The organism is Povalibacter sp. (genome assembly GCF_036520495.1).
Lineage (GTDB): Bacteria > Pseudomonadota > Gammaproteobacteria > Steroidobacterales > Steroidobacteraceae > Steroidobacter.
The window spans coordinates 1-21405 of record NZ_DATDJO010000052.1 but is presented as its reverse complement, the minus strand read 5'-3'; the positions used below and the strand labels follow the sequence as shown (position 1 = coordinate 21405).

The following is a 21405-nucleotide window of genomic DNA, read 5'->3' as shown; positions in this document are numbered from 1 at the left end:
CTGAAAAAGACCGCGCAGTCTACTTTGATTGAAATTCAACTGCTAGGTTCGATGTCCGGTTCGTTCCGGAGCAACATCGGCCTGTGGTTGAGGTCTGGTTAAAAATCCTTGCAATTCAGCGCGTTCGGAATCGCTTAGCCCTTCCTGGGCTTTCTTTCTCATCAAATCATGGAGGCGCTGATCACTTCGCTCAGGGAATAGCTGTGCGAGAGCATCGTTCAGTTCCCGGGCCGCACCGGCCGCATCGACCGGGTACTCGCTGCTCGCGAGCTTGAACAGAGGATCAAAGTCGGGGCGACCCCGCCAGCGTTCAAGCAGGGCTGCGGTATTTGCGCACGGATTTTCCTGCAGTTCGTTCAGCAGCTCGATCAGGAGGGGAATGCCGGGCCGCTCGATGCCTTCCAGTCCCTCCGAGGACGGAGCCTTGAGGGCAATTTCAGGGTAGTGCACCAGCGTTCGGATCGCCTGGCGAACGACGCTGCCGCGGCCACCAGGAGTTGGCGGAATGCGCGGACGTAACGTTTCCTGCGGTCGCTGCTGGGATTGCGTCTCGCGACCCTGAACGGCATTCAGCCGCGAGGCGTCGATCCGCACCAGCTTCGCGACTTCCTCACTCATCAGCTCGCGATAAACCCCTTCCGGAATGCGATCGAGGAGGGGCCGCGCGAGCTCGGCCAATTGGGCCCGGCCGTCCACCGTCTGAATGTCGACCTGCGCGGTGATGTGATTCAGGAAGTATTCCGACAGCGGCAGGGCGGTTTGCAGTCGCGCCTCGAATGCCTCGCGGCCTTCCTCGCCGACCAGCGAGTCCGGGTCATGCCCATCCGGCAGGAACAGGAAGCGGATCTGGCGACCATCGCGGATCTGGCTCAGGGAGTTTTCCAGCGCGCGCCACGCTGCTGCCCGTCCTGCGCGATCGCCATCGAAGCAGAAAATCAGCTCATTGCAGATGCGGAACACCCTCTGCAAATGCTCGGGTGTCGTCGCGGTTCCCAGCGTCGCCACCGCATACGTGATGCCTGCCTGATGCAGCCGGACGACGTCCATGTAGCCTTCAACGACCATGATGCGCGTCAGGGTTCGCGACGCCTGGCGGGCTTCGTACAGCCCGTACAGTTCGCGGCCTTTATGGAAGAGTTCGGTCTCGGGTGAGTTCAGGTACTTGGGCTCGCCCTTGTCGAGCACGCGTCCACCGAAACCGATCGTGCGGCCGCGCGCATCGCGAATGGGGAACATCACGCGATCCCGGAAACGATCGTAGTAGCCCGTGGCGGTGTTCACGCCCGGACGTTTTTCGCGCTCGATCGTGAGTCCGACCTGCTGCAGCTTGAGCCGGTCGGCGTCGGAGGTGCCCAGATGGCGCAGGACGAAGTCCCACGAGTCCGGCGCGTAGCCCAGACTGAACGTCGAGGCCGTATCGCCTGTGAGTCCGCGCGCCTTGAAGTAATCCTTGCCGCGATCGGAGCTGAGCAATTCCTGGCGAAAGAGCGCGGCGGCCTTGTCCAGCGCGGCGAACAGCGCATCGCTCGGCGCCGCTGCGCGTACAGCGGTGCCGCCGTCTTCATGAGGTACGTCGAGCCCCACGCGCGCCGCGAGATCCTCCACCGCTTCGACGAAGCCGAGGTGATCGTGGTCCATCAGGAAGCCGAGCGCGGTGCCGTGCGCGCCGCAGCCGAAGCAGTGATAGAAACCCTTGTCGGGGACGACAGTGAACGACGGCGTCTTTTCGCCGTGAAACGGGCAGCAGGCTTTGAATTCCTTGCCGTGTTTCTTGAGCGGCAGGCGGCTGCCGATCAGTTCGACGATGTCCGCGCGGGCCACCAGCTCATCGATGAAATATTGTGGGATACGTCCTGACACTGATTGATAAGCACGATGGCAGCGGCAATGGTGGCGAAGAATAAGCCCGCGAATCGCACTATCAAATAGCGTTGCGACGATTCGCTGCGATAGATTTTTCCCGGCAAAACACGGGCCAGAACTGCTTTCGACCGCAGCGAAAATGCGTGCGCCTGTGGCACGTTTTTAGCTAGGAAGAACCCTGATTCTTCTTTCGCTGCGCGCTCTTTCTCGGTGTGGGTTCGGCATTCAGCCGAGCGCGGGCGGGAAACGTCCGGCCAGGAAGGCGAGGGCGGACGACAACGAGCTCTCTTACGCCCCGAGCTTCGCCTTCAGCTTGGCGCTTGCCACGCCCATGTCGGCGCGACCTTGCACGGACTGCTTCAACAGCGCCATGGCCTTGCCCATTTCCTTGATGGAAGTTGCACCTGAGGCGGCAACGGCTTCGGCGATCAATGCATCGAGCTCGGCTTCCGAGAGCTGCGCTGGCAGGTACACCTGCAGCAGTTCGATTTCCTTGCTCTCCTTCGCGGCGAGGTCTTCGCGACCACCCGCCTGGAACTGCGCGATGGATTCCTTGCGCTGCTTGATCATCTTCTCGAGCACGGCCAGCACCTGCGTGTCGTCGAGCTGAATGCGCTCGTCGACTTCGCGCTGCTTGATGGCCGCAGTGACCATGCGGATGGTGCCCAGACGTTCGCTGTCCTTGGCACGCATTGCCGCTTTCATGTCTTCGGTGATGCGCTCTTTGAGAGACATGGGCAAATCCGCGAATTATGAGAGAGGCGACGGGGAGAGCCCGTCACCCGCTGGTCGGAAGAGCTCCGACCAGCGAGGAGGAATCAATCAGTAGCGGGAAGCTGGCCGTGCGGCCGGACGGGCCGCTGGCCGCGCACCGCGAGCAGGGACGAAATCCCGGCTCGAACGCTTCTGGTGGCGCTTGACCGCAGCCGCCTTCTTGCGTTTCCGTTCCTGGGTGGGCTTCTCGTAGAATTCGCGGCGCCGCAGTTCCGTGAGCACCCCGGCCTTTTCGCAGGCGCGCTTGAAGCGCCGCAATGCGGCATCAAAGTACTCGTTTTCTCGAATCCGGACGCTCGGCATCGCTACCTCTGATGTACTTCAATCTGCTCGAATTGCCCTGCCGCGAACCGCTCCAATAGGGAATCTTGGGGAAGGGGGCGGGCGAAGAGCGCGGAAGTCTAATGAGGCGGGCGGCGAAAATCAAAAGGTAGGCGCTGAAAAAGCGGCTTATTGTGGTCTGGACCCCGATTTATCGGGTATCGGCGACCTTTGACCCTGCCACCAGGGGTAGGAACGGACCCTGTTCGGGGCGAAACACTTACTTCTTTGCGTCCTCGACCAGCGACGTGCGACGGAAAACAGGCCAAGAGCGACTTATGAAGGTATTGGGAATCGAAACGTCTTGCGACGAAACGGCAGCCGCCATCTATGACGGCCACGCCGGGCTGCGGTCGCATCGCCTGTTCAGCCAGGTGGACCTGCACGCCGCCTATGGCGGAGTCGTGCCCGAACTTGCGTCCCGCGACCATGTCCGCAAACTGCTGCCGCTCATTCAAGGGGCGATCGACGACGCTGGAATCGAGGCTGCCGAGGTCGATGGCATCGCCTATACCGCCGGGCCGGGCCTGGTGGGGGCCCTGCTGGTCGGGGCGTCGGTAGCGCGCAGCCTGGCTTTTGCATGGGGAAAGCCTGCCGTTGGCGTCCATCATCTCGAAGGGCATCTGCTGGCGCCCATGCTCGAACCAGAACCGCCTGAGTTCCCCTTCCTGGCATTGCTGGTCTCGGGTGGCCATACCCTGCTCGCCGAAGTCCGCGCCATCGGCGACTACGAAATCATCGGCTCCTCGGTCGACGACGCCGCCGGCGAAGCCTTCGACAAGACCGCGAAACTCCTCGGGCTCGGTTATCCCGGCGGTCCGGCGCTTGCGCGCCTCGCGGACAGCGGCAAACCGGGAACGCTGCGACTGCCGCGGCCGATGCTCGACCGGCCCGGTCTCGATTTCAGTTTCAGCGGCCTCAAGACCGCGGTCGTCGTGGCGGTGCGCGATCGCCAGCTCGACGATACGACGCGCGCCGATGTGGCGGCGGAGTTCCAGCAGGCCGTGGTCGACACGCTGGTGACCAAGTGCGATCGCGCACTGGAACAGACGGGTTTTCACACGCTGGTCGTGGCCGGTGGTGTCGGCGCGAACCGGGCGTTGCGCCAGGCATTGACGCAACTGGGTGAACGCCGCGGCGTGAAAGTTTCGTATCCGCGTCCGGAGTTCTGTACGGACAACGCGGCCATGATCGCCTATGCGGGTTATCGCCGTCTCGCGGCCGGGGAGCATGACGATCTGAAGATTCGTGCAACGGCACGCTGGCCTCTGAATACGCTGGAGCAGCCATCGGCTGTGCGCTTCAGCGGCTAGTCGCGACCGCGTCTGGTCTATCATTGCCGCCCTCATTTCTCGCCCACTCCTCTAAGCTCCATGGACAAGATTTTTCTCAGCGCGCTGAGCGTCGAATGCATCGTCGGCATCTGGGAATGGGAGCGCCGCGTCAAGCAGACCGTCGTGATCGATATCGAAATGGCAGCCGATATCCGCAAGGCGGCCACCAGCGACAGGATCGAAGACACCATCGATTACAAGAAAGTCGCGAAGCGCCTGATCGCATTCGTCGGCGAATCGCAGTTTCAGCTCGTCGAAAGGCTCACCGAAGAGATCGCGAAAGTCGTGATCACCGAGTTCGGCGTGCAGTGGGTCAGGGTGCACCTGAACAAGCGCGGCGCAATTCGTGGCGCGCGCGACGTCGGGATCGAAATCGAACGCCGTGCGACGGACTACGCGTGACCCACGCACTTTCCTATTGTGGGTCCGGCTTCAGCCGGACTCTTCTCTCCCAGGCGCTACGGCCCTCCCATGACTGACGTCTTCGTCGCCGCCGGCAGCAACGTCAGTCCCGAGGCCAATCTCCGCAAGGCCGTGGATGCGCTGGAGCGCATCTACTCGCCGCTGCGTATTTCGCCCGCGTATCGCAACAAGGCCGTGGGATTCGAGGGCGACGACTTCATCAACCTGGTGGTCGGTTTCTCGACGACGGATTCACTCGTCGATGTTCGCAAGAAACTGCAATCCGTCGAAGCGCTCTGTGGTCGTGCGGCCGATGCGCTGAAGTGGGCGCCACGCTCGATGGATCTCGACATCCTGCTCTATGACGACGTCATCAGTACCGAGCCGGGCTTTCTGCTGCCGCGACCCGACCTGGTGAAGCGTGCGTACATGCTGAAGCCCATGGCCGACATCGCGCCGGATGTCGTGCATCCGACGCTGCACAAATCGATGCGGGAGTTGTGGGGTGCGTTCGATCAGCAGGGGCATGAGATGACGCAAGTGAGGGTCTAGCGGCGAACGAGCGAGCAGGGAACCTGGCTCTTGTTCCGTTCGCCCTGAGCTTGCCGAAGGGTCGAAGCTCTGCAAGAGCCAAAGAACGTTCGACAGGCTCAACGCGAACGGAGAAAAACCTCGCGGCCTCCGCACTCACACGCTTCTTCCGCCATCCACCGACAGAATCTGCCCCGTCACATACGGCGCATCGGTCGCGAAGAACAGCGCCGTGCGCACGATGTCCTCGGGCGAGCCGCGACGCTTCAATTGCGTCTTGGCGATGATCTCGTCCTGCAATTCCGGGTCGAGCCCGCCTTCCGGCCAGAGAATCGGTCCCGGCGCGATGCCGTTCACGCGCACCTCGGGTCCCAGTTCGCGCGCGAGCGATTTCGTCAGCATCACCAATCCCGCTTTGGCGCAGCTGTAGACCGGGTGACTGGCCAGGGGTCGCTGACCATGAATGTCGATCATGTTGATGATCAGCCCTTGAGCCTTGCGCAGCGCGGGCGCCGCCGCTTGCGACAGGAAGAGAGGCGCTTTCAGGTTCGTGCCCATCAGGTCGTCCCACTCCTCGACCCCGATGCGGCCGACCGGGGTAGGATAGAAGGTCGAGGCATTGTTGATCAGCACATCGAGGCGCCCGAAAGCGTCCAGTGTGCGCTCGACCAGAGCGGGCAACTGCGCGACATCGAGCAGATTCGCGTTCGCGGCGATGGCGGAATTCCTCCTGCTCGTGTTGAATTCGTCCCGCAGCCGTTCGGCATCAGCCGCCGAACGATGGTAATGAATCGCCACACTGGCGCCGTGTGCATGAAAGCCACGGGCCAACGCCGCACCGAGGCGCTTCGCGGCCCCGGTGATCAGCACGACCCGCCCGGCAAGAGAGTCCGAAGTAGTCATGACCGTAATGTTCGCCGAACTGGCCCCGGTTGCAACAGCACGCGAGGCATCGTGAGCACCGCCGCCGATCTGCCTCCGCTGACGCCAGAGGAAGTCGCCCATAGCGACAAGCTGGTCCAGCGCATTCGCAACGCCATCGAAACCCACGGCGGCTGGATCAGTTTCGAACGGTTCATGGAAATGGCCCTCTACGAGCCCGGGCTCGGGTACTACAGCGCCGGCTCGATCAAGCTCGGCAGTTCCGGCGATTTCGTCACTGCACCCGAAATTTCCTCACTCTTCAGCCGCTGTCTCGCGTCGCAATGCGCCGAGGTGCTCCAGACCCTCGGGGGCGGCGACGTGCTCGAACTCGGCGCCGGCTCGGGCGTGATGGCTGCCGACATTCTCGCGGAACTGGCCAGTCAGCAGTGTCTGCCGGAACGCTACCTGATTCTCGAAGTCAGTGCGGACCTGCGCCAACGTCAGCAACAAACGCTGGCCGCGCGTGTTCCCGATCTGCTGCCGCGCGTGCAATGGCTGGATCGATGGCCCACCGCTCTGCGCGGCGTCATCATCGCCAACGAAGTGCTGGATGCATTGCCGGTGCAGCGTTTCCGGATTCGCGGCACGCAGGTGAATGCAGTGGGCGTGACCTGGCAACTCGGCCAGCTCGACTGGTCCGAAGTACATGCCGATCCGGCGCTCGAACTGGCGGTGCGCGCGATCGAACGCGCCAATGGCGAACCCTTCCCGGATGGCTATCTGTCCGAAGTGAATCTGCGTCTGGTCCCCTGGATCGCCGGGCTCGCCAATACACTGGCCGAGGGCGCGGCGTTGTTCATCGACTACGGCCTGCCGCAACGGGAGTATTACCGGGCAGAACGCAGCGAAGGCACGCTGCTGTGTCACTACCGTCATCGATTCCACGATCTGCCGCTGATCCACGTAGGTGTGCAGGACATCGGCGCGTGGGTGGATTTCACCGCGGTCGCAAGCGCCGCCAGCGATGCCGGCATGCGCGTTGCAGGCTTCACGACCCAGGCGCATTTCCTGATCGGCTGCGGCATCGAGACTTTCATGGCCAACATCGCCGAACAACCGGTGACTGAGCGCGTACAGCTCGCGCGCCAGGTGATGGTCCTGACCTTGCCCGGAGAAATGGGTGAGCGCTTCAAGGTGATCGGCCTGACGTCGAACTACGATCACCCACTGCGCGGCTTCGGCAGTCGCGATCTCACCGGGTCGCTATAAGAGGGATACCTGCAAAGAACGGGGCAACCGAATAGAACACAAAATCCGCACGGCATTGTGCTCGCTCTATGCCCCATGGGATTTCCTGTCGGTCAAGTTCTTTGCGGTTACTTTGATTTCTGGATCTCCATCCAGCACTCGCCACCCGACTCGATGCCGTGAGCGACGGCGTAGTTGCCCTGGTTCAGAGCGATGGCGATGTTCATCAAGCTGTTCACATAGATCAGCGGCTGGCCGACCGGCACATTGCCGAATGTGTGCTGGTACGGAATGCGCTCTTCGTGGACCAGCTTCGTGCCGTTGTAGATGCGCACGTTCAGCGGCTCGCCGACGCGAACTTTGAGTTCGTCGAACATCGACTGCGGGATGTTGCTCCACACATTTCCATACGCGACATCGAGCACCGGGATTCCGCCGGTGATCACGTCGCCTTGGCGTTCAGCATGTCGATAAGGAATCGAAATCAGGTCGCTGTTCGGCAGCCTGGGCCCGACCTGCTCGAACGTGATCTGTCCCGATGCGAGTTTCGCCGCGGTGTAGGCAAAGACATCGCGGCCATGGAACGTGTACGAGCCTGCCGATCCCGGCCGTCGATTCACTTTCTCGTCGATGAGTCGCAGTTCGTCGATGCCTTCGCGTTCGGCGACCAGTGTGTAGAGGCCATTGTTCGGCCCGACGAAGTACTGGCCGTTGCGCGTCCTGAGAACGACCGATTGGCGTGACGTGCCAACGCCCGGATCGATCACGGTCACGAACACGGTGCTGCGCGGCCAGAACTCTTCTGTCTGATACAGCCGGTAGGCACCGTCGAAAATCCCCGTGATTTCGTGGCTCAGATCCGAGATCAGCAGATCCGGCGAAATTCCGTACGCAACACCCTTCATTGCAGAGACCGCACCGTCGCGCACGCCGAAGTCGGTCATGAAGACGAGGGGCGCTTTGGCGAAAGCCGTAAGCGGGAGTAGCAGAAGGATCAGCAGCAGAGACTTGAGTGCTTTCATGAGCGGCCCGGAAGAGTGTTGCTCGTCAAGCTGAGGAACCTCGATTCATTCGTCATCCCCGCGTGGGCGGGGATCTATCGGATGGGCTCCCGCCTGCGCGGGAGTGACGAGTACGGGATTAATCAGAGCTTCCTTTTAAGTCTTCAGCCGGACGAATCCTTCAACGCCGCCAGCCGCGCCACCCGCTCCGTGCGCATGCGCTCCGCAATCTGGAGTCCATCCAGGCCCGCGCGCTCGTCCTCACTCAGTCGCACACTCGCTGCAATTTCGCGTGCCTGTCGCAGATAAGTCGATTGCGGGTAGTCGCGATCCTCCAGACCCTTGCGCCCACGTGCATCCGCTTCACACGCCAGTACGTACTGCTCGAATCGCTCGGGTCGGCGAAACGCGTCGAGATTCTCCAGCAGCTCCAGCACTGTCGACGGCCGCAGTTCTTTGGCCTTGTGCGCCAGCAGGTGATGCCGGCCAACTTGTACCGCCACATCGCGATAGTTGGTCGGAATGCGCAGCCGCGCGCACAACGACTCGATGAGCTTCGCACTGCGATGCTCGTGCGCGACGTGTCGCGGCCATTCACCAGGCGGCGTCGTGCCCTTGCCCAGGTCGTGAACCAGTGCGGCGAAACGCACGATCGGATCCTGGCTCAGGCGCGCGGCCTGTTGCACCACCATCATCGTATGCACACCCGTGTCGATCTCCGGATGCCATTGCTCCGGTTGCGGTACGCCGAAGAGCGCTTCGATCTCGGGAAAGATGATCTTCAGTGCATGTGCTTCGCGCAGCACTTCAAAGAACACCCACGGCGCGTCCTGTTCGAGTGCGCGCTGCGTTTCCTGCCAGACCCGTTCCGGCACGAGCGCATCGAGTTCGCCGCGGGCCGCAATCTCACGCATCAGTGCAATCGTTTCTGGCGCCACCGTGAATCCCAGCGGTGCGAAGCGCGACGCGAATCGAGCGGCGCGCAGTACGCGCACAGGATCCTCGACGAATGCGCCGGAGACATGTCGCAGCACACGCGCCTCGATATCCCGACGGCCGTTGAAAGGGTCAACCAGCGCGCCGGTCCCGGGATCCTTCGCGATCGCATTGAGGGTCAGATCGCGCCGCTCGAGATCTTCCTCCAGCGTGACATCGGGCGAGAACTGCGTTTCAAAGCCGCGATAGCCCGGACCCGTCTTGCGTTCGGTGCGCGCCAGCGCGTGCTCTTCCTTCGTCTGCGGATGCAGGAACACCGGAAAATCCTTACCCACGGGCTTGTAACCCGCGGCCGTCAATTCTTCCGGCCGTGCGCCCACGACCACCCAGTCGCGCTCGCGCACCGGCAAGCCGAGCAGTTCATCGCGGACGGCGCCGCCGACGAGATAAGTCTTCATGTGGGGAAGTGTAGTGGCGTGGCAGCGGGAAGGGCAGGCGGATAGCCGTGTTCGTACCCAATCTTTCTCCGGTGGGTCCGGTTCCGGCTTCCCATCCGAGCGGTGCTCTGTGACCGCAAAAGCAGTCAGGCTGACGCGCGCCGCTTTCTGCTCCGCATCACTTCCGTCACTATCGTCACCTTCGCACTGGCCATGTGGTTCCTCATGCCCGCACCGTGCCCCGCACTTCGCATCGCATTGACGCTTTTACTGCTCCTGCCCTTGAGCGGCTGCTATCTCATGCAGGCGGCGGGCGGCCAGATGCAGATCGTTTCGAAGCGCGAGCCGATCACCCACGTGATCCAGGATCCGGCAACGCCCGATAAGTTGCGTGGACGACTCGAGTACGTCGCGGCCGCGCGTGACTTCGCTTCCCGCGAACTCGGGCTGCCTGACAACGACAGCTATCGCAGCTACGCGGATCTCGGTCGGCCGTACGTCGTCTGGAACGTATTCGCGACGGATGAGTTCTCCGTCGCGCCGCGCCGCTGGTGTTTCCCCATCGCGGGCTGCGTGGTCTATCGCGGGTACTTCAGTGAAGACAGCGCGCAAAGTTATGCGCGCGGCATTCGCATCCGCGGCGGCGATGCGATGGTCGGCGGCGTAGCTGCGTACTCGACCCTCGGTCATTTCCGCGATCCGGTGCTCAACACCATGATGGGCTGGAGCGACGCACAGCTCGCAGCGACGCTGTTTCACGAACTCGCGCACCAGGTCGTATACGTCCCTGGCGATTCGGAATTCAACGAAGCGTTTGCAACGACAGTCGAAGAGGCCGGCCTCGAGCGCTGGCTGACGTCCAATGGCCGTGCGCAGGACATGGACGGCTGGCATCGACAGCGTGAGCGGCAACAGCAGTTCATCGATCTGTTGCTCGGCGCCCGCGAACAGCTGCGCGAGCTTTATGCGACAAAGATTCCGATCGACGACATGCGTCACCGCAAACAGCAGATCCTGGGTCGTTTGAAATTCGACTACGTGCAGCTGCGCGCGCAATGGAATGGATTCACCGGGTACGACTGGTGGTTCGACCGCGCGCTCGGCAATGCGCACCTGGTGTCCGCCGCGACGTATCACGGCTGCGTGCCAGGCTTTCAGCGGGTGCTGGCGTCGGTGAATGGCGAGCTGCCGAAATTTTATGAAGAGGTGCGGCGGATTTCGAAGATGCCGAAGCAGGAGAGGCAGAGGGAGGTGTGTGGGGAGGCGGGGTAGGTCATCGTGTCATACCGCCGGAGCAGGGCCGTTCGACTAAAGTCGAACCCACAGGGAGGAAGCGGGCAAATCTTGAGTCTCAGATGTCCTACTACGACCGAAGGATGTCCCACGGGGGAAAGTCGACCCAAAGGAAGATGGATTGCGGCTTGAAGCAGCGGACATTTTCCTCTGTGGGTCCGGCTTCAGCCGGACAAAGCCCAAGGTAGCTCCCAGGCACAGTGCCAAAGCGAGTAATCACCGATGCAACTCACTATCCCTGCCCGAATGGGGTTCTCAATGACGTAGCGAGCGATCGCTTCGAGTGACTGGTCGCTTCGCACAGCATGATCGTGAAAGCCCTTCTGCCACACAGGGCCTGCGCCTTGGGCTCGTGCATTGAGGTCATGCGCAGAGCGGCCTTTGACGTGTCGCACTACCGCCGACAGCGATTGTGATCCGACAAGTCGCACTAACCAATGAACATGATCCGGCATCACAACGCACGCGAGCGTCTGCGTGTGTCCCGCCGCATCCTGGGCGCGCAGCGTATTGAGGATCACCCGTCCCGCGACGAGTGACGCGAACAGCGGGTGCCGATGCGCGGTCGCCGTCGTGACGACGTAGTAGTGACCGTTGAGCGAGGTGCGACCTCGCAGCAAAGACGTATAGGGCATGCACCCTCCATGGCGCATGGGCGAGCTGATCGTCTCGCTGCAAACGAGAATTTCCGCTGTTTCTCCGGTTCTTCTGCGGGTCCGGCTTTCCCGTGGGATTCCCTGCGGTCATAGCCGGACGTCTGGAGATGCAGATGTTCGACTAAAGTCGAACCCACAAGAAGAGCCTCGAATCGCTTGCGTAAGTGCTGATCCAGGTCTCGGCTACTCACGATAGCCTGACCTCAGGCCGCCGTTCGCTGGAGGCGAATTTCTCGCTGACTTGGGGATGAAGGGCTCAATTGAATGTCCCATGAGTCCGGCTATGACCGCAGGGAACCCCACGGGAAAGCCGGACCCACGGGGGATTTCGGTTCTCATTCTTGACGTGGGTTCGACTTCAGTCGAACGAGCTGCCTCACCCCACCGGAAACACCAGCGTCGCATTCCCGCGTCGGATCGTCACGGTGAACGCGGTTGCGTCCTTCACTGCTGCACGCAGCTGTTCCAGGTTCGCGATGCGATTGCGACCGATGCCGACGATCACATCGTTCGGTCGCAGGCCGCTGGCGGCCGCGGGGCTGCCTTCGGCAACGGTCTGGACCTGCACGCCGCCACCGCTCGGTGCATTGCCCAGGGCGGCGCCTTCGAACGCTGCGTGAATCTCGGCGGCGCCTTCGGGAGATGCGTTGTTGCCTTCGGCGATGACTGCCGACACGCGACGTGGCTGACCGTCACGGTTCAGGCCGATATCCACTTTCTCGCCGATGCGCAGCGAGCCGATCAGGTTGCGCGTCTGCGAGGTGTTCGATACGACCTTGCCGTTGACCGACGTGATCACGTCACCGGCCTTGATGCCGGCCTTCTCGGCGGGTGAGTCTTCGATGACCTGGCCAACCAGTGCACCCTTGGCATTGGCGAGGCCGAGGCTTTCGGCGATCGCCGGCGTCAGGTTACGCAGCTGCACGCCGAGGATGCCGCGCTTCACTTCGCCGTGTTCGATGAGCTGCGTCATCACCGACTTCACCATGTTCGAGGGAATGGCGAAGCCGATGCCGATGTTGCCGCCGCTGCGCGAGAAGATGGCGCTGTTGACGCCGACGAGTTCGCCTGCGAGGTTCACGAGCGCGCCGCCCGAGTTGCCCGGGTTGATCGATGCATCGGTCTGGATGAAGTCCTCATAGCCTTCCGGGTTGATGCCGGAACGGCCGAGTGCGCTGATGATCCCGGACGTCACCGTGTGCTGCAGGCCGAAAGGATTGCCGATGGCGATCACGAAGTCGCCCACTTCGGCCTTGTCAGAATCGGCGAGCGGCATGGCGATGAGATTCTTGGTCGGCACTTTGAGCACCGCGACATCCGATCCGGGGTCCTTGCCGACGACTTCCGCCTTGACCTGGCGATCGTCCTGCAGCGACACGGTGATCTCATCGGCGTTCTCGATCACGTGGGCATTGGTGATGATGTAGCCGTTCTTGGCATCCACGATAACGCCCGAGCCGGCGCTCTGGAATTCACGCTGCCGCGGCACGTTCGGCGCATCGAAGAAGCGGCGGAAGAACGGATCGTCGAGCAGCGGATTGCGTGCCTGCTTGATCGTGCCGCGCGTGGCGATGTTGACCACGGCCGGCGAGGTCTTCTTGATGATTGGCGCCAACGACGGAACGGGCGTGTCGCCCACTTTTTCCGGTAGCTGCGCCTGTGCGCTGACGCTGGCGAACAGAACGAGGGCGGTAAACGCTCGGAAAGTCTGTCTCATGGAGTGTTCTCTCGAATCGGCCAATACGAAGCGTCGGGAATTCTAGCCGCGAACCGTGCGGTCGCGCTTCAAAAGAGCCCTCTGCCGCGATGAAAGTTCCGACACGGGCGGTCGCAGAAAGCGGCGCAGAAGGAATCGTGAGACAAGAATCGCCGGCCTCCCCTGCGCAGGGGAGGCCGGAAAACACGGATCAGGAGGTCTTCACTTCGATGCGCCGCGGCTGGACTTCGGGCCGCTTGGCGATCGTCACCGTCAGCACGCCATTGTTCGTCTGCGCCGATATGGACTCGGCATTCGCGACGTCAGGCAGCGTGAAGCGGCGGAAGAACTCGCCACTGATGCGCTCGACCCTCCGATAGCCGCGCTCGTCGCTGGTCTGTTCGCTCTGGCGACGACCGCGCAGGGTGAGCACACCGTTTTCCATCGTGATGTCGATGTCCTTCGGGTCCACGCCCGGCAAGTCCGCGCGCAGCACGAAGGCATCCTTGGTTTCCTGCACGTCGACTGCGGGCATCCAGTCGCTGACGGCGCCGCGCGAGTCGTCGTTATCCTGGTAATCACGGCCGAAAATACGGTCCAGGTCGCTGTGGAGCCGGTTCACCAGACTCCACGGTTCATAGCGTATGAGGCTCATGAAAGTCTCCTTGACGTAGATGGTGAAGATCGCCGCTTGGGCGGCGAGCCCGAGAAAAAAACTGGGGCTGCGCCGGACGGATTCAAGGGGGGCGGGGAGGGAGATGCGAAGGGCAGGGGTCCGGCTCGAAGGCTGACTTGCGCGGCCCTCAGCGACCGCGCTGGTCGGGCTGACCCGTGTCCCACTGAAGTTCGCAGATCCGATCTTTGCGCTTTGTGGGCCCAGGGGCTCATATGTCCGACTGAAGTCGGACCCACACCACTCGAAGCGTCCGACCAGGAAACACCCGAATAATTTTCTGTGGGTCCGGCTTTCCCGCGGGACTTCCTCCGGTGGTAGTCGGACATATAAAGCCGAACGAGCCCCGGCCCTTCAGAACGCCGCCCCGCTATCCACCTGGGCCTAATTGGGGATATCTCTGTGGACAACCCGTGCACGAGCTGTGCGCGCGCTGTGACTTCGCTGTGCGGATCTCACTGGACCACAAGATCTTGTGATCCATCCGACCACCCCGCGGAGCCGGGTCAGGAAACTTGCATTTGCGAATTAGTCTGCGGATTGCGCTAATTCACTAATTCAACTGGGATTTTCTGGTTATTGCCTGGGTTGAATTTGCTGTTGACGGCCTCACAACTCCGGAATAGATTCCCTCCCCTGACACAATATGTTGTGGTACGCGATCACCGGCGGAACCCACGTTCTGCAGACTACGGAACGACCCTGGTCACCAGCCCGGATCCAGCCCCACATGAGTCAGGAAGGACTGTACGCAGCCTCGCCCACCCGCCCACCGAAGAGCGAAGCACGTGCAGATGGATATAAAGGGTTTCCCGCCCTACAGAACACGGGGAGATCAATCCGGTATGAAGACAGCAATCAAGCTTGAGCCTATGGACGTCAACAGCATTCCATTTCAGGAGGCCTCGCTCGATATCTGGGACAAGAAATACCGCCTCACTGCTAAAGATGGCACGCCGATCGACAGGAGCATGGACGAGACGTACCAGCGCGTTGCGCGGGCGCTCGCCGATGTCGAACGCGAAGAAGTCCGTACCGAGTGGTACGACAAGTTTCTCTGGTCGCTGCGCAAGGGAACGATCCCGGCAGGCCGCATCACCTCGAACGCCGGTGCGCAGGAACACAAACCCGCCACCTCCACGATCAATTGCACCGTGTCGGGCACCATCACCGACTCGATGGACGATATTTTAGCCAAGGTTCACGAAGCCGGGCTCACGCTCAAGGCTGGCTGTGGCATCGGTTATGAATTCTCAACGATGCGTCCGCGCGGCGCCTACGTCTCGGGTGCCGGCGCGCATACCTCCGGCCCGCTGTCGTTCATGGATATCTACGACAAGATGTGTTTCACCGTGTCCTCCGCCGGCGGCCGTCGCGGCGCGCAGATGGGCACGTTCGACGTCGGCCATCCGGACGTCCTGGAATTCATCCGCTCCAAGCGCGAAGCCGGCCGTTTGCGCCAGTTCAACCTGTCGCTCCTGATCACCGATGAGTTCATGGAAGCGGTGCGGCGCGACAAGGAATGGAAGCTCGCCTTCCCGGTCACCCGCAAGGAAGTCGACGCCGAAGGCCTCGATACCACCGATGAGACCAAGTACGTCTGGCGCGAGTGGCCGATTCACGACCCGTACGTCACCAATGAAGCCGGCCTGGTCTGCTGCCGTATATATAAGACGGTGCCGGCCCGCCGTGTCTGGGACGTGATCATGTCCTCGACCTACGACTTCGCCGAACCGGGCTTCGTGCTGATCGACCGCGTCAACGAGATGAACAACAACTGGTGGTGCGAAAACATTCGCGCGACCAACCCCTGTGGCGAACAGCCGCTGCCGCCGTATGGCTCGTGCCTGCTCGGCTCCGTGAACCTGACGCGCTTCGTGCTCGATCCGTTCACCGACGAAGCGCGCTTCGACTGGGAAGAATTCCGCAAGGTCGTGAAGGTCTTCACACGCATGCTCGACAACGTCGTCGAGATCAACGGCCTGCCGCTCGGCCAGCAGCGCGATGAAATCATGCGCAAGCGTCGTCACGGCATGGGCTTCCTCGGCCTGGGCTCGACCATCACCATGCTGTGCATGAAGTACGGCTCGAAGAAGTCCGTCGCCTTCACCCAGAACGTCTCGCGTGAAATGGCGATCGCCGGCTGGGAAGCTGGCCTGGATCTCGCCCGCGAAAAAGGTCCGGCGCCGATCATGCTGGAAGAGTTCGAGGTCACGCAGGAAATGCTGCGCAAGCGTCCCGAGATGGCGAGGGATGGCTGGCGCGTTGGCCAGAAAGTCCCGGGCCGTCTGCTGCACGCGAAGTACAGCCGCTATATGCAGCGCGTCGCCGAAGCCGCGCCGGAGCTCGTCGATGAACTCGCCGAGATCGGCGCACGCTTCACGCATCACAGCTCGATCGCACCCACGGGCACGATCTCGCTGTCGCTCGCGAACAATGCCTCGAACGGCATCGAGCCTTCATTCGCGCATCACTACTTCCGCAACGTGATCCGCGAAGGCAAGAAGTCGAAGGAAAAGGTCGACGTCTTCTCGTTCGAACTGCTGGCCTATCGCGAGCTGATCAATCCGCGCGCGATGCCGGGCTCGAACCTCCAGGCGGAGCGACTGCCGGAGTACTTCACGACGGCCGAGGACGTCTCGCCGAAGGAGCACGTCGATATCCAGGCGGCCTCGCAGATCTGGATCGATTCCTCGATCTCGAAAACCGCCAACGTGCCGACCAACTACGACTACGAGCAGTTCAAGGACATCTACCTCTACGCCCACGAACAGGGCCTGAAAGGCTGCACCACCTTCCGCTTCAACCCAGAAGCGTTCCAGGGCGTGCTGGTCAAAGAGGAAGACCTGAAGAACACCACGTACGTCTTCACGCTCGAAGACGGCACCGAAGTGAAAGCAAAAGGCGACGAAGAGATCGAGTACGACGGCGAAATGCACAGCGCCGCGAATCTGTTCGATGCCATTAAAGAGGGGTACTACGGCAAGTTCTAGAACTTCGTCGGCTAACCGGCCGACTGGCCAACCGGCAAACTGGCTGGAGAGACTGGGTTTTCAGTCAGCAGCCGGTTCGCCGCCGCCAGGTTCTGGGATTCGTCGGCTATCGGTCGACTGGTCAATGGGCAGACGGTAAGGGGATCGAATCTCCGGCCGGTGAGCCAGTTGGCCAGCTAGCCAGTTAGCCACAACGTAAGCGGCGCAAAGCGCCGCTTGGAGTGACAATCATGTCCATCAAGATCGACAAAAAAATCACCAAGTACCGGGTCGAAAAGCCCGAAGACAAAGCCGCGGCCGCCGCGAAGCTCGCTGCCGAGCCGCGCAAGGAAGCCAACGTAGTCTGGATGCACGAGAAGCTCGAGCGTCCCGAGATGCTCATCGGCTCGACCTACAAGATCAAGACGCCGGTGTCGGATCACGCCATGTACGTGACCATCAACGACATCGTCCTGAACGAAGGCACCACGCACGAAATGCGCCGCCCGTTCGAGATCTTCATCAACTCCAAGAACCTCGATCACTTCCAGTGGATCGTCGCGCTCACGCGCATCATTTCCGCCGTGTTCCGCAAAGGCGGCGATGTGACGTTCCTGGTCGAAGAAATGAAAGCCGTGTTCGATCCGCGCGGCGGCTACTGGCAGGCCGGCGGCAAGTTCATGCCCTCGATCATTGCCGAACTCGGCTATGTGGTCGAAAAGCACCTGCAGATGATCGGCATGCTCAAGAAGCCGGAACTGGACGATGAGCGCAAGAAGCTCATCGAAGAGAAGAGGGCCGAGTACGAGGCCAAGAACAAACAGGTCGACGCGTTCTCGAAGAGCGACTTCCCGGATGGCGCGCAGCTGTGCCCGAAGTGCAGCACAGCCGCCGTGATCATGATGGACGGATGCATGACGTGTCTGAACTGTGGCGACTCCAAATGCGGTTAGCGTTTGGAGTCGTCATCCCGCGTGGACGGCGATTCGAAATGCGGGTGATGTTTTGAAAAGCGGTGGGTCTGAATCCGCCGTCGCCTCAGTGAGCATCAATTCTTTTTGTGGGTCCGGCTTTAGCCGGACGTTACGGGATGCGGAGTGCAGCTAATGCCAAGCAACGCAAAATGGGGCCGGGTAGGTTGGGGACGCACCACAACGTCCCTGCGAAGCCGCACACCTGTGGCGTCGTTCCCGCAGCGGCAGGATCTGGATGCTGCTCATGATGGTGCCTACGGCATCCGATTAGTGTCTTCCGGCGCAGCTTTGAGCGCAGCGAATGCGACCCGCCTCACAGATGTGATGGATGAAATGCGCTCGCTTGATGAATCAACGGAGCGGGATGAGTAGGATGGGCGACTGTCCACATATCTGATGCGTTGGAGCGAGACGCGCGAGTGTGATGAAGGCGAAGACAGAGAGAGCGAAGCGGGCATCACTTCCGTTCGCCCTGAGCCTGTCGAAGAGTCCTTCTCCGCGCGATCCGAAAGATTTCGATGGGGACTGATCTGACGAGACGATGACTGGCGAAGAGAACGTTTTAGTTTGACGGCACAAAGGGGACTAACCTGGCCGACTAAGAACGCCCCGCCGAAGAGCGGGGCTTTTTTTTCATTGGATTTAACGGAGACGCGTATGTCCCCAGACGGGCATTGGACAGTGAGATTCGCATCAGTTGCGGGCGAGAAAGTGCAGCGCGAGTCCGGAGGCGTGGCGACATTTCACGCGGGGCAGGTTGTCGGTGGAGATACTTGGGCTTGCTACTCGGGGAAATATCAGCTGCACGGGTCGCAGATAACGCTGCGCATCGATGTTTCAATTCATTTCACGGAGGGCGGTGAGTCGATACTCGGCGGTCCGCTCGTGCCGTACACACTGGTCGGAACGGCTGAGTTAAGCCAGGACGGTCGCCGACTCGACGCATTGGTGCATGTTGATGGGAGCGAGAACGCGAAGATAGTTGCGATACTTTCGAAAGTCGCTGACGTTCAATAGCCGCCGCTCTCAGGAGCGTAAAAAATGACAACAATAGATCTGGGGAACCAGCTCAACAAACTCGCCTGTGCCGCCCGAACTACTCTGTTTCGTCAAAGCGAACTGGCACAGCTCACGTACGGTGCTTTCGATATCGCTTATCGAAAAGTCCAAGATGACTCGAATGAGGTAGTCGAGCTTTCGTTTCCTGTTGGCTGGACCGCAGATCACAGGCCAATTAGCTCCACAAAAAAGTACAGCAAGCAGGAACTTCTGACGCAGTACCAATTCCTTGCCATCAATCAGCTGGCGAGTAACGGAATACTTCATCTGGTCACAATTGTCGAGGCCATGACGGAGGACCTTTTGCGGGCCGTATTCTTAAAGTATCCGCACAAAGTGGGAAGCGACACGAAGGTGGCCGTCGGATCAATTTTGGAGTGCACGTCGATCGAGGCGGTGCACGCCCATGCTGTCGAAACACTGCTGAATAGGCTGGCGTACAAGTCACCCGCCGAAATCGCCGATGAAGTCGAGAAACAGATGGGGATTAATTTGCTTGAGTGTGGTGCCTTTCATCGATATATGGAAATTAAGGCAACTCGCGATGTCTATATTCACAATCGCGGGATGGCCAACAAGACATACGTTCGTAAGGCCGGTCAACATGCACGAGTCCAAACTGGAAGTTTTTTGCCAACGGACGTGCAATATTTCCTCGAGTCGTTTGAGCAATGCGTGCAGCTGACGGAATGGTGGGAGAAGCAGCTTCACGACAAGTGGCATAGCTCGGAGTACGAGGCCAGAGCGCATGCACCTCAGACAGGTTCAGACGCAAGTACGCCCGCCCCGATCGATGATGTCAGTGAGCAGCTGCGACTACTTGCTCAAAAATTTCTAAAGCCGAAAAGCGAAGACGTGCAGGTGAGGTCGGTGCTCTGACATATTTTTCGGATCGCAGCTCATCACTAGGGCTGCATCGATTTCTCCATAAATAAGCGTACTCATTGATTGCCAGATAAAGATTGGACAGGCAGGCATAGCTAATGACGTACTACTTACAGCCGGCAGTACTGGCGCCGCCCCAGCCATTGAGAATCACGAGGAAAGAGTTTGAGATTCTCGCCGACGCACGTCAGAAGTTAACCGCGGGATTTCCAGTCGAAGAAAGCTTTGACCTGCTGATTGGCAACTACCTCGAGCTCGAGCAGGCCGCTCTCTCAATTGCTGCCTCCGCGATGGTTCACTACCGCACTGAATATCATGAGTTTAACGAGGCTCGTGCAGAGATAAACCGTCGAGCAGTCAATTTCTTGACCACCGCGCGCCTCTACGTGGACCAAGTTCCACAGAGGGTTAAGGCGTGCGGACATGACAATGCGTTCGTCAGGGCAGCGATGAACGAAAGCTATAACAACAGGTTTGAGTACCGCTTCATGGAGGCGCTGCGCAATCACGTTCAACACAACGGGTCTGCCGTACACAGTCTCAGCCTCGGAGGAGGATGGGCGCCAAGAGGAAAGCGGGAATGGCAGGAGTACGCCGTTGCTGGATATACGCTTCGCCACCATCTCGAGCAAGATCCGAAGTTCAAGAAGAAGGTGCTGAATGAATGCCCAAAGGAGGTAGATTTCATGCTGGCCGCGCGAGTTTATTTGGAGGAGCTGGGTCGCGTGCACAAGCTTGTTCGGCAAACCATCGACCCGACGCTTAAGGCGGCGCGGGCTGCTTTCGACTCTGCAATCATGCGGTATAGAAGGCGCAGCAAAAGTTCTGCCGTCGGACTCACTGCATACTTCAAGAACAAGGAACGCATCGTGACGAAGGTCCTTGTGCTCGTCGAATGGGATAACGTCCGTCAAAGGCTCGAGAAGCGCAACGGAACGCTTGTCAATCTAAGTAAGCGATTGGTTCGTAGTGTGCCGAGTTGGAGTAGTGCCCGTGCCTCGGGTGCCGGGTGAGCTGACCAGTGTTTGAAGGACGCCTAGATTAGATTGCCATGCCTCACGTCTCGGGTGCCGGTGGAGTTACCAGACTTCAGCGGACACACTTTCTTGTGCCTTCGCGGTGCCGGACCGCGGATTCGCGGATTTTATTCCACAACTAGCGAGATGAAGCGGCGTGGAGGGTTCCGTGTTTCCTCCTGCGACAAGTCATCGCGAAATGTGCAGAGCCTGGCGAAGATCCGCGAATCCGAGGCCCGGCACAGTGGGCTCGTGCCGGCGTTCGGTGCCGGGCCGGGAAACCGGGAAAACTTTCCGAGCGACTGTCCGCCTCCGGTGCCGGGCCGGGGTCGGTGCATGTCAACCTAGTTGCCGCTCGTTCTACGCGGCTGCCGCCGTTTTCATCTCCAACTGCAACGCTGCGTTCACCACCGATTCGCGCTCGGGATTGAGCGTGACGGTTGCAACCGGCGTCCAGTCACGTGTGTGAC

General features: G+C 60.7%; 18 protein-coding genes. 9 read left to right on the top strand and 9 right to left on the bottom strand.

The genetic code is table 11. The features are described 5' to 3' along the window. Positions 1-42: 42 nt before the first annotated feature. From dnaG to rpsU, 3 genes are all read right to left on the bottom strand, one after another. Complete coding sequence (gene dnaG / locus VIZ63_RS18065) at positions 43-1860, bottom strand: DNA primase (RefSeq protein WP_331611099.1); 1818 nt, start codon at positions 1858-1860, stop codon at positions 43-45. A 291-nt stretch (positions 1861-2151) separates the two neighbouring features. Then, the gene (locus tag VIZ63_RS18060; protein WP_331611098.1) at positions 2152-2598 is read right to left on the bottom strand and encodes a GatB/YqeY domain-containing protein; all 447 of its coding nucleotides are present in this window, start codon (positions 2596-2598) and stop codon (positions 2152-2154) included. Between the two features lie 87 nt (positions 2599-2685). Continuing rightward, positions 2686-2940 carry a 30S ribosomal protein S21 gene (rpsU, locus tag VIZ63_RS18055; RefSeq protein ID WP_331611097.1) on the bottom strand — a complete coding sequence of 85 codons (255 nt, stop codon included), beginning with the start codon at positions 2938-2940 and terminating at the stop codon, positions 2686-2688. A 296-nt stretch (positions 2941-3236) separates the two neighbouring features. On the opposite strand from rpsU, the gene tsaD reads away from it, so the two are divergent. The 3 genes from tsaD to folK all read left to right on the top strand — a co-directional run bounded on the left by tsaD (position 3237) and on the right by folK (position 5246). Next, a complete protein-coding gene (gene tsaD / locus VIZ63_RS18050) occupies positions 3237-4271 on the top strand; it encodes a tRNA (adenosine(37)-N6)-threonylcarbamoyltransferase complex transferase subunit TsaD (protein ID WP_331611096.1) in 1035 nt (344 codons plus the stop codon). 60 nt (positions 4272-4331) lie between these two features. Next, a complete protein-coding gene (gene folB / locus VIZ63_RS18045) occupies positions 4332-4694 on the top strand; it encodes a dihydroneopterin aldolase (RefSeq protein ID WP_331611095.1) in 363 nt (120 codons plus the stop codon). Positions 4695-4763: 69 nt separating this feature from the next. Beyond that, entirely contained in the window at positions 4764-5246 is a 483-nt protein-coding gene (gene folK / locus VIZ63_RS18040) for a 2-amino-4-hydroxy-6-hydroxymethyldihydropteridine diphosphokinase (protein ID WP_331611094.1), read from the top strand. 135 nt (positions 5247-5381) lie between these two features. Here the strand turns inward: folK and VIZ63_RS18035 are convergent, their stop codons facing one another. After that, positions 5382-6128, bottom strand: coding sequence for a pteridine reductase (locus tag VIZ63_RS18035; protein ID WP_331611093.1), 747 nt, complete (start codon positions 6126-6128; stop codon positions 5382-5384). 51 nt (positions 6129-6179) lie between these two features. Here VIZ63_RS18035 and VIZ63_RS18030 point away from each other — a divergent pair, with 51 nt between their 5' ends. After that, positions 6180-7358 carry a class I SAM-dependent methyltransferase gene (locus VIZ63_RS18030; protein ID WP_331611092.1) on the top strand — a complete coding sequence of 393 codons (1179 nt, stop codon included), beginning with the start codon at positions 6180-6182 and terminating at the stop codon, positions 7356-7358. 107 nt (positions 7359-7465) lie between these two features. Here VIZ63_RS18030 and VIZ63_RS18025 read toward each other — a convergent pair whose 3' ends face one another. Next, positions 7466-8359 (bottom strand): S-adenosyl-l-methionine hydroxide adenosyltransferase family protein, encoded by an 894-nt coding sequence (locus VIZ63_RS18025; protein WP_331611091.1) that lies wholly within the window; start codon positions 8357-8359, stop codon positions 7466-7468. 143 nt (positions 8360-8502) lie between these two features. Beyond that, a complete protein-coding gene (locus VIZ63_RS18020; protein WP_331611090.1) occupies positions 8503-9732 on the bottom strand; it encodes a multifunctional CCA addition/repair protein in 1230 nt (409 codons plus the stop codon). Positions 9733-9936: 204 nt separating this feature from the next. On the opposite strand from VIZ63_RS18020, the gene VIZ63_RS18015 reads away from it, so the two are divergent. Next, complete coding sequence (locus tag VIZ63_RS18015; protein ID WP_331611089.1) at positions 9937-10983, top strand: aminopeptidase; 1047 nt, start codon at positions 9937-9939, stop codon at positions 10981-10983. A 185-nt stretch (positions 10984-11168) separates the two neighbouring features. Here the strand turns inward: VIZ63_RS18015 and VIZ63_RS18010 are convergent, their stop codons facing one another. The 3 genes from VIZ63_RS18010 to VIZ63_RS18000 form a co-directional block, all read right to left on the bottom strand. Continuing rightward, on the bottom strand, positions 11169-11639 hold the full coding sequence (locus VIZ63_RS18010) for an REP-associated tyrosine transposase (RefSeq protein ID WP_331611087.1): 471 nt from the start codon (positions 11637-11639) through the stop codon (positions 11169-11171). A 397-nt stretch (positions 11640-12036) separates the two neighbouring features. Further along, positions 12037-13377 carry a DegQ family serine endoprotease gene (locus VIZ63_RS18005; protein WP_331611086.1) on the bottom strand — a complete coding sequence of 447 codons (1341 nt, stop codon included), beginning with the start codon at positions 13375-13377 and terminating at the stop codon, positions 12037-12039. 190 nt (positions 13378-13567) lie between these two features. Continuing rightward, complete coding sequence (locus VIZ63_RS18000) at positions 13568-14011, bottom strand: Hsp20/alpha crystallin family protein (protein ID WP_331611085.1); 444 nt, start codon at positions 14009-14011, stop codon at positions 13568-13570. Between the two features lie 863 nt (positions 14012-14874). On the opposite strand from VIZ63_RS18000, the gene VIZ63_RS17995 reads away from it, so the two are divergent. The 4 genes from VIZ63_RS17995 (at position 14875) to VIZ63_RS17980 (ending at position 20932) form a co-directional block, all read left to right on the top strand. Further along, the gene (locus tag VIZ63_RS17995) at positions 14875-17022 is read left to right on the top strand and encodes an adenosylcobalamin-dependent ribonucleoside-diphosphate reductase (protein ID WP_331611084.1); all 2148 of its coding nucleotides are present in this window, start codon (positions 14875-14877) and stop codon (positions 17020-17022) included. A gap of 230 nt (positions 17023-17252) precedes the next feature. After that, positions 17253-17954, top strand: a complete 702-nt coding sequence (locus VIZ63_RS17990) for a hypothetical protein (protein WP_331611083.1) — start codon at positions 17253-17255, stop codon at positions 17952-17954. Positions 17955-19016: 1062 nt separating this feature from the next. Continuing rightward, on the top strand, positions 19017-19913 hold the full coding sequence (locus VIZ63_RS17985) for a hypothetical protein (RefSeq protein ID WP_331611082.1): 897 nt from the start codon (positions 19017-19019) through the stop codon (positions 19911-19913). Between the two features lie 104 nt (positions 19914-20017). Then, on the top strand, positions 20018-20932 hold the full coding sequence (locus tag VIZ63_RS17980) for a hypothetical protein (RefSeq protein ID WP_331611081.1): 915 nt from the start codon (positions 20018-20020) through the stop codon (positions 20930-20932). Positions 20933-21405 lie beyond the last annotated feature (473 nt).